Source organism: Rhodoferax sediminis (assembly GCF_006970865.1).
Lineage (GTDB): Bacteria > Pseudomonadota > Gammaproteobacteria > Burkholderiales > Burkholderiaceae_C > Rhodoferax_A > Rhodoferax_A sediminis.
The window spans coordinates 2,564,077-2,575,304 of the sequence record NZ_CP035503.1; the positions used below are offsets into that span (position 1 = coordinate 2,564,077).

Here is an 11,228-nt window from a genome sequence, read left to right on the forward strand (position 1 = left end):
GCGGTGTGGCAAGGCAAAGCCTAACATTATAAACGATCAGGGGCTGCCGGACTTGGGCGCTGCGCGGGCCTGGCAAGCAGGCTGACCGCCCAAGTCACGGCGGCCCCCACCGGCACGCCAAATACGCCGGCCGAAATGGGCTGGATGCTGAACCACAGGCCGTCACCCTGCAGTCCGAGTGCCGCTCTGGCGGCCGGCAGGTTAATGGCCATGTAGTACATCGTCAGGCCGAGGCCCGACAGCATGCCGGCAACGGCACCCTGGCGGGTTGTGCGGCGCCAGAAAATCCCGAGGACCATCGCCGGAACAAAGGCGGCCGCAGCCAGCGAGAACGACGCCGACACCAGATACAGGATATCGGCCGGTTTCTGCGCTGCCGCATAGGCGGCCGCCAGCGCCACCAGCAGCAACGCAAATTTGGACAGCATGACACGCTGCATGGCGCCCCTGTGGTCCTTCACACGGCCCACATAGGTGTCGTGCGCCAGGGCGTTGCCAATGGTCAGCAGCAAACCGTCCGCAGTCGACAGCGCCGCCGCCAGCCCGCCGGCAGCGACCAGGCCTGAAATGACATACGGCAAACCTCCGAGCTCGGGCATGGCCAGCATCACCATGTCGGCACCCAGCTTGAGCTCGCCAAACTGAAGGATGTGGTCGCCGTTGACATCGCTGACCGACAGCAGGGCCGGGTCCACCCGGGTCCATTGCGCCATCCAGGTGGGCAGGGTATCGAAGGGGTGCCCCACCAGGTTGCTCAACACCTCGAACTTGACCAACACGGCCAGCGCTGGCATGGCCACATACACCAGGGCAATAAACAGCAGCGACCATGCCACCGAGGTCCGCGTCTCGGCCACCGAGGGCGTCGTGTAATAGCGGGTCAGCAGGTGCGGCAAGCCGGCCGTGCCGACCATCAGGCAGAACATCAACGCCAGAAAATTCAGGCGTGAGACCTGGAAGGCATGTTTCTGCGCTGGCGTGCCGTCTGGATCCCCGGCAAAAGCCTGGGCATGCGGTGGCAGGCCGCCCAGCGGTTGGGCACGCGCCAGATTCTCCTGCATGGCCCGGGTCCACAGCTCCCGCGCTGCCGCGGCATCCCTCGGCAAGGCCGAAAGCTCGCGACTGGCGGTAAAAATCAGCGAGGCGTCGGTTTTCTGATCGTGCAGCAACTGCAGCCTGGCGTGCAATGCTTCGCGCTCGCGCGTCAGGGTCGCTTGCACATCCTGCAATTTGAGTTCATACACCCGGGCGCGGCGCGCGTATTCGGCCATCACGGCCATCTCGGCGGGAGACCTGGCAAGCTGGTGCTCCAGCGCCGTGATTTTTTCAAGCTGCTGACCGTAGACCAGCGGCGCCAGCGGATTACCCAGCTGTTTGTAGGCCAGCCAGGACACCGGGATCAAAAAAGCCAGCATCAAAATCACGTATTGCGACACCTGTGTCCAGGTCACCGCGCGCATGCCGCCCAGGAACGAGCACACCAGCACGCCGCCCAGTCCCAGCAGGATCCCGATCTCGAACTGCACCCCGGTCAGGCGCGACGTGATCAGCCCGACACCGTAAATCTGCGCCACCACGTACGTAAACGAACAAAGGACGGCGGCAAAGGCCGCGATCAGGCGCGGCCAGCGGCCGCCAAAGCGCACGCGAAAATAGTCCGGGACGGTATAGAGTTCCAGCTTGCGCAAATGCGGCGCGATCAGCAGGCCGACCAGGCAGAACCCGCCGGTCCACCCCAGGATGTAGGCCAGGCCTCCGGGCTGGGTTTCGGTGCCCGAGAACCCTTGCAGGTAGAGACCGCCCGCGAGACTGATGAATGAAGCCGCGCTCATCCAGTCGGCGGCCGTGGCCATGCCGTTGTACATGGCAGGGACATGCCGGCCGGCCACGTAATATTCGTCCGCGTCGGCGGTGCGGCAGTAGATGCCAATGGCCGCATAAAACAGGACCGTGGCCAGCAGAAAAATGGCGCCAATCCACGCCTTTGACAGGCCGGCCTTTTCGGCCAGTGCCATCACCAGCAAAAACGCGAGAAAACACGCCACATACGTGGCCAGAATCCGGTGCAGCCGGCGCTTGTAGTCCCTGTAGGCAGCGCCGTCGGTCATGACACTGGCGGGATCGCCGCCCTGCCGGTTGCGTACCCAGGCGTAGCAGGCCAGGATCGCAATAAAAACCAGTATGGCGCCTTGGGCGGAGAACCAGAAGTTGAACGGCCAGCCGGCTACAACGGCCTGCAGGTCGCGCGCAAAAAAGACAATCCCGAACGACGCCACGCCCCAGACCAGCAACAAGGCGGTGCGCAGCCTGCCAAAGCCCGCCGTGACGGGTCCTGCGGGGCTTGGCGGAGTCTGGTTTGGCATGCGCCTTGATCATGCCATCGGGGCCGGCCGGGACACTCAGGGTATTTGCTACAACCCGGCCAGCTGCTTCCAGGTGGCGATCACGCTGTCCGGATTGAGCGAGATGGACGCGATGCCTTGATCGGCCAGCCATCTGGCCAGGTCAGGATGGTCACTGGGCCCCTGGCCACAAATCCCGATGTACTTGCCTTGCGCCTTGCAGGCCGCAATCGCACGAACGAGCAGCGCCTTGACGGCGGGGTCGCGTTCGTCGAAATCGGCCGCCAGCAACTCCAGGCCCGAGTCACGGTCCAGCCCCAGCGTGAGCTGGGTCAGGTCGTTCGAGCCAATCGAGAAACCATCGAAATACTGCAAAAATTCGTCGGCCAGGATGGCGTTGCTGGGCACCTCGCACATCATGATGACCTTGAGCGCTGCCTCCCCCGATTCACCCCGCTTGAGTCCGTGCTGGGCCAACAGTGTGGTCACCTTCTCGGCCTGGCCCAGCGTGCGTACAAACGGCACCATGACCTGCACATTGGTCAGGCCCATGTCGTTGCGTACGCGCTGCAAGGCCTCGCACTCCATGGCAAACGCCTCGCGAAAATCATCACTGATGTAACGCGCCGCGCCGCGAAAACCGAGCATGGGGTTTTCCTCTTCGGGCTCGTAGCGTGAGCCGCCGATCAGCTTGCGGTACTCGTTGCTCTTGAAGTCCGACAGGCGCACGATCACCGGTTTGGGCCAGAACGCCGCCGCGATGGTGGCCACGCCTTCGGTCACCTTGTCCACGTAGAAGGCCCGCGGTGAGGCGTGGCCGCGCGCCACCGATTCCACGGCCTTCTTCAGGTCGGCGTCGACGTTCGGGTAGTCCAGAATCGCTTTGGGGTGCACGCCAATGTTGTTGTTGATGATGAATTCGAGCCGCGCCAGCCCCACGCCATGATTCGGCAACTGGCAGAAATCGAACGCCAGCTGCGGGTTGCCGACGTTCATCATGATCTTGGTCTTGATCTCGGGCATGGTGCCGCGCTGCACCTCGGTCACCTCGGTCTCCAGCAGGCCGTCGTAAATAAAACCGGTATCGCCCTCGGCGCAGCTCACGGTCACCAGCGTGCCGCCCTTGAGCAAATCCGTGGCGTCGCCACAGCCGACCACGGCCGGAATGCCCAGTTCGCGCGCAATGATGGCCGCGTGGCAGGTGCGCCCGCCGCGATTCGTCACGATGGCGCTGGCGCGCTTCATCACGGGCTCCCAATTCGGGTCAGTCATATCGGTGACGAGGATGTCGCCGGCCTGCACCTGGTCCATCTCGCTGATGCCATGCACCAGCCGGACCCGGCCCGTACCGATTTTCTGGCCGATGGCGCGCCCCTCGGCCAGAACGGTGCGGCCTTGCCCCTGCTGACCCTTGAGCTTGTAGCGCAACTCGGCCTTGTCGCCCTGCTGGCTTTTCACGGTCTCGGGCCGCGCCTGCAGGATGTAGAGCTGGCCGTCGGTTCCGTCCTTGCCCCACTCGATATCCATGGGCCGGCCGTAGTGCTGCTCGATCACCAGCGCGTAATGCGCCAGCTGCTGCACGTCGGCATCGCTCAAAGAATAGCGGTTGCGCTGCTCGGCGGGCACGTCAACCGTCTTGATGAGCTTGCCCGTAGCCGCCTTTTCCTCGGGCGTGGCAAACACCATCTGGATCAACTTGGAGCCCAAGGCGCGGCGGATCACGGCTTGCTTGCCGGTCCGCAGCATGGGTTTGTGCACATAGAACTCGTCCGGGTTCACGGCGCCCTGCACCACGGTCTCACCCAGGCCATAACTGGAAGTGATGAACACCACGTCCTCGAAACCGGATTCGGTATCGAGGGTGAACATCACACCGGCCGCGCCCAGATCGGAGCGCACCATGCGCTGCACGCCGGCGGAAAGCGCCACGTCGGCGTGGGCAAATCCCTTGTGCACGCGATAGCTGATGGCGCGATCGTTGTAGAGCGAGGCGAACACCTCGCGCATCCTGTGCAGCACGTCGTCGATGCCCACCACGTTGAGGAAGGTCTCCTGCTGTCCGGCAAAGGATGCGTCAGGCAGGTCTTCGGCGGTGGCCGACGAGCGCACCGCAAACGAAGCGGCCGGGTTGCCGGCGCTCAAGGCTGCGAACGCATCGCGGATGGCTTTTTCCAGGTCGGCCGGGAACGGCTGGGCCTCGATCATGGCGCGAATCCCGGCGCCGGCGGCGGCCAGCGCGCGAACGTCTTCCGTGTCCAGCGTGGCCAGTTGCGCGCTGATGCGTTCGGCCAGTCCGTCAAATTGCAGAAACTCGCGAAACGCATGCGCGGTGGTGGCAAACCCGGTGGGGACGCGCACGCCGCTGGGCAGTTGCGAGATCATTTCGCCGAGGCTGGCGTTTTTGCCGCCAACCGCCTCGACGTCGGTCATTCTCAAGTTTTCAAACGGTACGACCAGGGCGGTCTTATCGAAAAGCGCAGACATGGGAAAGCTCCAGAAGTTAAAACCGGGTCTGCGTGACGCGTTGCGCGCACAAGCGCCCCCGCGACGCTCATGCGAACAGCGCGACTTTGCTTTTCTTGTAGTGGGTCGGCGCGGTGCATGGGAGAATTCAAATAATTGGCGCCATTGTAGGCGCCGGCCTGCCCCATCAGGCGCCCCCCATCGCCAACCGCTGAAAGCCCAAAATCCGTGTCGACCATGCCCACCCGCACTGTTTTTTTTATCTCCGATGGCACGGGCATCACGGCGGAGACCTTCGGCAACGCCATCCTGGCGCAGTTCGAGATGAAACCGCGGCATGTGCGCCTGCCCTTCACCGACACGGTGGACAAGGCGCACCAGGCGGTGCGCCAGATCAACCACACGACGGAAGTCGAGGGCCAAAAGCCCATTGTGTTCACGACGCTGGTGAGCATGGAAGTGCTCAGTGTGATCCAGCAGGGTTGCCAGGGCATGCTGCTGGACATGTTTGGCACTTTTGTGCGCCCGCTGGAGGTCGAACTGGGCCTCAAATCCAACCACCGCATTGGCCGCTTCAGCGACGTTAGCCAGAGCAAGGCCTATCACGACCGCATTGAAGCCATCAACTTCAGCCTGGCGCACGACGACGGGCAGTCGAACCGCGACCTGGAACAGTCCGATGTGATCCTGGTCGGCGTGAGCCGCAGCGGCAAGACGCCAACCTCGCTGTACCTGTCCATGCAATACGGACTCAAGGCGTCCAACTACCCGCTGATCCCGGAGGACTTCGAGCGCCGCCAGCTGCCGCCTGCGCTGATGCCGCACCGCAAGAAGATTTTCGGCCTGAGCATCCAGCCCGAACGACTGAGCGAGATCCGCAACGAACGCCGCCCTAATTCGCGCTACGCCTCGATCGAGAACTGCCGCATGGAGGTCAGCGAAGCCGAAGCCATGATGCGGCGCGCCGGCATCCGCTGGCTGTCCACCACCACCAAGTCGATCGAAGAAATCGCCACGACCATCCTGCAGGAACTCCAGCCGGAGCGGCTGACGTATTGAACCTGGCCTCGTCCGGCGGCCGTCACGCACGCTGGCCTGAGACGAATTAAAGTTCAACACTTGCTAACGCAAATACAACTCGTTATCATTTGCGGGCGCAATTAAAAGCGCCCGCCGCGACCAGAAGTCGCCCAAGGCCGCCGGATTCCGATTCTTTCCAGCCAAAGTGCTCGCACGACGAGCGCTTCCAGCCATCAGTTCAATAGCAAAAACACGCCTTTCTTTTCATGCAAAAAAAATTCAAACTGATCCCGCTGTGCGCGGCACTAACGCTCCTGGGCCTGCACGGCGCGGCTTCGGCCCAGACCAGCACCCAGCAAGCGCTGATGCAAAAACTGGAACAAATGAGCGCCGAGATCGACAAGCTCAAGGCCGAGGTGACGCAGCTCAAGTCGGCGCAGAACCAAACCGACGCCACGGCCCAGCGGGCCAGCCAGACCGCCGCACAGGCGCAGACCGAAGCCCAGAGCGCGGCGGCCAGCGTGGCCGGCACTGGCCTGAGAGCGCCGGGCGAGCCCGCCACGGTCCTCACCGGCTACGGCGAGATCAACTACAACCACCCGACGAAAAACGCGTCGGCCACCCAGGCCGACCTGCGCCGTGCCGTCATCGGCATCCAGCACCGCTTTGACGACAAGACCAAGTTCGTCGGCGAGTTCGAGTGGGAGCATGCCGTGACCTCGGCCAGCGACCGTGGCGAGACCGAAGTGGAGCAGGCCTACATCGAACACCAGCTGCACCCCACGCTGGCGGTGCGCGGCGGGCTGTTCCTGGTGCCACTGGGTCTGCTCAACGAAAACCACGAGCCCACCGCCTACTACGGCGTGGAGCGCAATTTCGTCGAAACCGCCATCATTCCCAGCACCTGGCGCGAAGGCGGCGCCATGCTGATCGGCACCACCGAGCAGGGCCTGACCTGGAAGGCCGGCGTGTCCACCGGCTTCGACCTGAACAAATGGGACGCCACCTCACCCGACGGCAAGGCGTCGCCCCTGGGCAGCGTGCACCAGGAACTGCAACTGGCGAAGGCGCGCAACCTGAGCCTGTTCGGCGCACTCGACTGGCGCGGCGTGCCCGGCCTGCTGGTCGGCGGCGGACTGTTTAGCGGCAAGGCCGGCCAGGGCCTGGCCGCCAACAATCCGACCGTTACCGTGTGGGACCTGCACACGCGCTGGACGCCGGGCAAGTGGGACCTGGCCGCGGTCTACGCCAGCGGCTCGATCAGCGGCGCCGGACCGCTCAACGCGGCCTTTGCGGCGACCGACCCGACCCCGATTCCCTCGAAGTTCGACGGCATGTACGTGCAGGCCGCCTACACGCTGTGGAGCAGCGGCGACTACCAGCTCAAGCCGTTTGCGCGCTACGAGCGCTTCAACACTGCCAAGGCCTTTGCTGCCTTCCCGCTCGGGCTGGAGCGCCCGGCCGACCCCTACGAGCGGGTCGCCACGCTCGGCGCCAGCTTCTACCTGTCGCCCTCGGTGGTCATCAAGGCCGACTACCAGCGCTTTGCGGTGAACAGCCTGAACAACCGCTTCAATCTCGGCCTGGGCTGGTCGTTCTGATGCAAAAGAACGTCTTAGCCCTTGCCCCGCATGCACTGACAGCTACGCTTTTGATAGTTGGTCTGGGCGCCTCCGGGTCCGCCTTCGCGGTCGACTACCTGACGGCGGCGCAGGCCCGTCAGCTCCTGTTCCCGGCTGCCACGCAGTGGCAGGACAAGGACTACGCGCTCAGCGCCGAGCAGTTGCAGGCCGTGGCCCGCGCCGGCCACGTGGCGGCGCGCTCGGCCGGCTGGCATCTGGTTCATGCCTTCGATGCCCAGCACAAATACCTGGGCAGCATGGTGGTCGACCACGTAGTGGGCAAGTTCGAGCTCATCAGCTACGCCGTCGGGGTGGACGCCGCCGGCGCGATCGCCGGGGTGGAGGTGCTGAGCTACCGCGAGAGCCACGGCTCGGAAATCCGGCTGCCGGCCTGGCGTCGCCAGTTCGCCGGCAAGACCGTGGCCCAGCCGATCGAGATCGGCGACGACATCGCGCTGATCAGCGGCGCCACGCTGTCGTGCACCCATGTGACCGACGGCGTGCGGCGCATCGTGGCCGTGCTGTCGGTGTTGCGCGAGGGCGGCTTACTGCCCGCCTGAATCAAGGGCTCCTTATCCCATGCTGCGCCGCGCCAAACCCCTGCTGGGCACTCTGGTCGAGGTGGCCTGCGAGGCCGCGGATGAGGCCACGGCCCTGCAGGCCAGCCAGGCCGCCTTTGCGGCCGTCGCGCAGGTGCACCGGTGCATGAGCCGGCACGAGGCCGGCAGCGATCTGGGCCGATTGAACGCGGCCGCGCCCGGTGCCTGGCTGACCATTGACACAGAAACCGTCGCCGTGCTGGCCCTCGCCCTGGCGCTGAGCCGCCAGACCGGTGGCGTGTTCGACGTCTGCGCGAGCAGCGCGCAGGGCAGCTGGCGCGAGCTGGAACTGGACGCGGCGAACCGGCGCGTGCGCAAGCACGCGCCGGCGCAGGCCGACCTGGGCGGCATCGCCAAGGGCCATGCGGTGGACCTGGCCGTGGCCGCCCTGCGCGCCGCCGGGGCCGACCGCGGTTGGGTGAATGCCGGCGGCGACGTGCGCGTGTTCGGCGCGCTGGCCCTACCGCTGCGGGTGCGCGCGCCGTGGAATCTTTCGCAGACCCTGCCCTGCACCATTCTTCGCAACCAGGCCGCCGCGACCTCGGCCTCGTACCTGCTGGAGGCCCCGGCGCTGCGCCATGGCATTACAAAGAAAACGGTGGATGCCCATACCAGCTGGACCGTCACCGCTCCTGAATGCATAGCAGCCGACGCCCTCACCAAACTCGTGGCAGCGAGCGGCGACGCACGACACCCGGTGCTGACGCGGCACGGCGCCTGCGCGTGGGTCTACCATGACAGCCCGCCGCTCGAGGCAGCCTGAGCCCACCAACACCTGATCGTCCGCCCCCTTCTTCCATGCGCCACCCCCACCGTCACCGGTCACACGGACCCATCCTGCTGCCACGCTGGCAGCGCTGGCTGGTCTGGGGCTCGATGGGGCTGCTGACGCTCAGCGGGATGGCCTGGCTCGGCCTGCACTGGGCCGGCTCGCCCGGCGCCGACGAACTGCCCAGCGGCACCAGCGGCCAGCTCTGGTGCATCCGCGTGCACGCGGCGGCGGCCCTGCTGGCCTTGCTGGCGCTGGGCAGCCTGCTGCCGCTGCACATGCGCGCGGCCTGGCGCGCGCGCCGCAACCGGGTGAGCGGCGTGCTCAACCTGGTCACGCTGGCGCTGCTGGTGATCACCGGCTACGCGCTGTGGTACGCCAGCGAAGGCGCTTTCCGGCAGGGCTCGGCGTGGCTGCACTGGGGCCTGGGTTGCGCCGTGCCGCTGGCCCTGCTGGTGCATGTGCTGTTCGGGCGACACACACGCTGATCAGCGTGCTGCACGTGGCACATGGGTTGTGCAAGTGCGGTCGGCACAGCACAATCCGACCCATACCCATTTCTCAACCCTTAGAGGAGAACGCCATGAAGGGCGACGCCAAAGTCATCGAATATCTGCAAGCGCAGCTGAAAAACGAACTCACGGCCATCAACCAGTACTTCCTGCACTACCGCATGCTCAAGCACTGGGGGCTGGACAAGCTGGCGAAGAAGGAATACGAGGAATCGATGGGTGAGATGAAGCACGCCGACCGGTTGATGGACCGCATCTTCGTGCTCGACGGCCTGCCGAATCTGCAGGACCTGGCCAAGCTGCTGGTGGGCGAGGACGTGCCCGAAATCCTGGCCTGCGACCTGCAATCCGAACAGGGCGCGCAAGCCACCGTCAAGGCCGGCATGGCGCATTGCGAAAGCGTGCGGGACTATGTCTCGCGCGACCTGCTGCAGGACATTCTGGACGATACCGAGGAGCACATCGATTACTTGGAAACCCAGATTGAACTGCTCGGCAAGGTCGGGCTGCAAAACTACCTGCAATCGCAGATGGGCGAGCCCGGCTGAGGCGCCCCGCCTGTCGAAGCGCTTGACCGCCCCACGAGCAGCGGGGTGCTCCCGGCCTGAATCCCCGGCGACATCGCGCGCCGCTCCAAGTCTGTGCGCCGCCACCTCACAACCGGGCTCTTTCCTGACCCCGCCATCCTGCGGGTCTGCCGGTATCCGAAGCAAACTCACTGAAAAACAATGAGATTGATTCGCATTTATGATATAGTTTTACCGGAATTTACCGGCCAGCCATCTTTCGCACACTTCTGTGCATAGCCAGCCTCTTGCTTGAAACCCGGCCCTCCCTTGCGGTGGGTCACTTTTCTGGAGGCCATCTTGGCAAAAAAACCGCTTTTCAATTCCCCGCGTCACTACGGCAAAGAGCCCCGTTCCCTGGCCGGCCAGCATCGGCCTGACTTCGACCTGCCACAACCTGCTGTGCCTGTGGCTCGACGTTTGACGTCGCAACCTCCGCAGCAGGCCATTGCATCAACCATCAACGAAAGGCATCCCATGAAACAGACATCCCTCCTGTGCGCCGCTGTGCTGACTCTCACAATGGCCGGCACCGCCTTGGCCCATGGCGGCTTCAAGTGCGACGCACCCAAAGCCGAATGGAAGCCGCAAATGGAGTTGCAGCGCCAGCTCCTGGCCGACGGCTGGAAGAAGGTTCGCCAGATCAAGATTGAGAACGGCTGCTACGAGGCCTACGGCTTCAATGAACAGGGCAAGCGCGTCGAGGTCTTCTTCAACCCCAAGACCTTCGAGAAGGTCGGCGAAGTCAAGAAGCCGTCGTAACCGGTCGGCGCTGCCCGTGAAGCGTGGCCCCGTATCGCTGCTGTTGGTCTGGGACCTGCCGGTGCGACTGCTGCACTGGGTGCTGGCGGTGGCCGTTGCCGTTGCCTGGCTCAGCACGCTGGGCTGGTTCCGCGCTCACGAGCCGGCCGGCTACGTGGCCCTGGGCGCCGTGGCGGCGCGGCTGGCGTGGGGCTTTACGGGCGGGCGCTACGCACGCTTTTCCCAATTCGTGCGCGGACCCGGTGCCACGCTTGAGTACATGCGCAGCCTTTGGGCGGGACGCGAGTCGCGCTACCTCGGTCACAACCCGCTGGGCGGCTGGATGGCGCTGGCGCTGCTGGGCTGCGTGGCCGCTCTGGGCATCACCGGCTGGCTCTACACCACCGACGCGTTCTGGGGCATGGCCTGGCTCGACCGGCTGCACGCGGCGCTGGCGTGGCTGCTGCTGGGGCTGGCCGCGACGCATCTGGCCGGCGTCGTCTTCACCAGCCGGCGCCAGCGTGAAAACCTGGTGCGCGCGATGTTGGGCGGCAACAAGGCGGCGCCTCGCCCGGGCGACGTTGACTGAGCTAC

At 64.9% G+C, this 11,228-nt stretch carries 10 protein-coding genes; 8 read left to right on the forward strand and 2 right to left on the reverse strand.

Features of this window, described 5'->3' with window-relative positions; genetic code table 11:
• Nucleotides 1-26 precede the first annotated feature (26 nt).
• On the reverse strand, nucleotides 27-2,363 hold the full coding sequence (locus tag EUB48_RS12375) for a VC_2705 family sodium/solute symporter (RefSeq protein ID WP_142819403.1): 2,337 nt from the start codon (nucleotides 2,361-2,363) through the stop codon (nucleotides 27-29).
• Between the two features lie 48 nt (nucleotides 2,364-2,411).
• Nucleotides 2,412-4,826, reverse strand: coding sequence for a phosphoenolpyruvate synthase (ppsA, locus tag EUB48_RS12380; protein ID WP_142819404.1), 2,415 nt, complete (start codon nucleotides 4,824-4,826; stop codon nucleotides 2,412-2,414).
• 216 nt (nucleotides 4,827-5,042) lie between these two features.
• Between ppsA and ppsR the strand changes: the two genes are divergently transcribed.
• The 8 genes from ppsR (at nucleotide 5,043) to EUB48_RS12420 (ending at nucleotide 11,223) form a co-directional block, all read left to right on the forward strand.
• Nucleotides 5,043-5,864 carry a posphoenolpyruvate synthetase regulatory kinase/phosphorylase PpsR gene (gene ppsR, locus EUB48_RS12385; protein WP_142819405.1) on the forward strand — a complete coding sequence of 274 codons (822 nt, stop codon included), beginning with the start codon at nucleotides 5,043-5,045 and terminating at the stop codon, nucleotides 5,862-5,864.
• 227 nt (nucleotides 5,865-6,091) lie between these two features.
• A complete protein-coding gene (locus EUB48_RS12390; protein WP_142819406.1) occupies nucleotides 6,092-7,426 on the forward strand; it encodes a hypothetical protein in 1,335 nt (444 codons plus the stop codon).
• Nucleotides 7,426-8,007 carry an FMN-binding protein gene (locus EUB48_RS12395; RefSeq protein ID WP_142819407.1) on the forward strand — a complete coding sequence of 194 codons (582 nt, stop codon included), beginning with the start codon at nucleotides 7,426-7,428 and terminating at the stop codon, nucleotides 8,005-8,007. Before EUB48_RS12390 ends, EUB48_RS12395 begins: the two co-directional genes overlap by 1 nt.
• Nucleotides 8,008-8,026: 19 nt before the next feature.
• A complete protein-coding gene (locus EUB48_RS12400) occupies nucleotides 8,027-8,809 on the forward strand; it encodes an FAD:protein FMN transferase (protein WP_142819408.1) in 783 nt (260 codons plus the stop codon).
• A gap of 35 nt (nucleotides 8,810-8,844) precedes the next feature.
• Nucleotides 8,845-9,303, forward strand: coding sequence for a hypothetical protein (locus EUB48_RS12405; protein ID WP_142819409.1), 459 nt, complete (start codon nucleotides 8,845-8,847; stop codon nucleotides 9,301-9,303).
• Nucleotides 9,304-9,398: 95 nt separating this feature from the next.
• A complete protein-coding gene (bfr, locus tag EUB48_RS12410; RefSeq protein WP_142819410.1) occupies nucleotides 9,399-9,875 on the forward strand; it encodes a bacterioferritin in 477 nt (158 codons plus the stop codon).
• Between the two features lie 495 nt (nucleotides 9,876-10,370).
• Entirely contained in the window at nucleotides 10,371-10,655 is a 285-nt protein-coding gene (locus EUB48_RS12415; RefSeq protein WP_142819411.1) for a PepSY domain-containing protein, read from the forward strand.
• 16 nt (nucleotides 10,656-10,671) lie between these two features.
• Nucleotides 10,672-11,223: a cytochrome b/b6 domain-containing protein gene (locus EUB48_RS12420; protein WP_244618188.1), complete on the forward strand. Its 552-nt coding sequence runs from the start codon at nucleotides 10,672-10,674 to the stop codon at nucleotides 11,221-11,223.
• The last annotated feature ends 5 nt before the right edge of the window (nucleotides 11,224-11,228 follow it).

Bases quoted from the DNA above. Each gene is read 5' to 3' on its own strand.
- EUB48_RS12375 (WP_142819403.1), bottom strand. From the start codon at position 2,363: ATGCCAAACCAGACTCCGCCAAGCCCCGCAGGACCCGTCACGGCGGGC.
- ppsA (WP_142819404.1), bottom strand. From the start codon at position 4,826: ATGTCTGCGCTTTTCGATAAGACCGCCCTGGTCGTACCGTTTGAAAAC.
- ppsR (WP_142819405.1), top strand. From the start codon at position 5,043: ATGCCCACCCGCACTGTTTTTTTTATCTCCGATGGCACGGGCATCACG.
- EUB48_RS12390 (WP_142819406.1), top strand. From the start codon at position 6,092: ATGCAAAAAAAATTCAAACTGATCCCGCTGTGCGCGGCACTAACGCTC.
- EUB48_RS12395 (WP_142819407.1), top strand. From the start codon at position 7,426: ATGCAAAAGAACGTCTTAGCCCTTGCCCCGCATGCACTGACAGCTACG.
- EUB48_RS12400 (WP_142819408.1), top strand. From the start codon at position 8,027: ATGCTGCGCCGCGCCAAACCCCTGCTGGGCACTCTGGTCGAGGTGGCC.
- EUB48_RS12405 (WP_142819409.1), top strand. From the start codon at position 8,845: ATGCGCCACCCCCACCGTCACCGGTCACACGGACCCATCCTGCTGCCA.
- bfr (WP_142819410.1), top strand. From the start codon at position 9,399: ATGAAGGGCGACGCCAAAGTCATCGAATATCTGCAAGCGCAGCTGAAA.
- EUB48_RS12415 (WP_142819411.1), top strand. From the start codon at position 10,371: ATGAAACAGACATCCCTCCTGTGCGCCGCTGTGCTGACTCTCACAATG.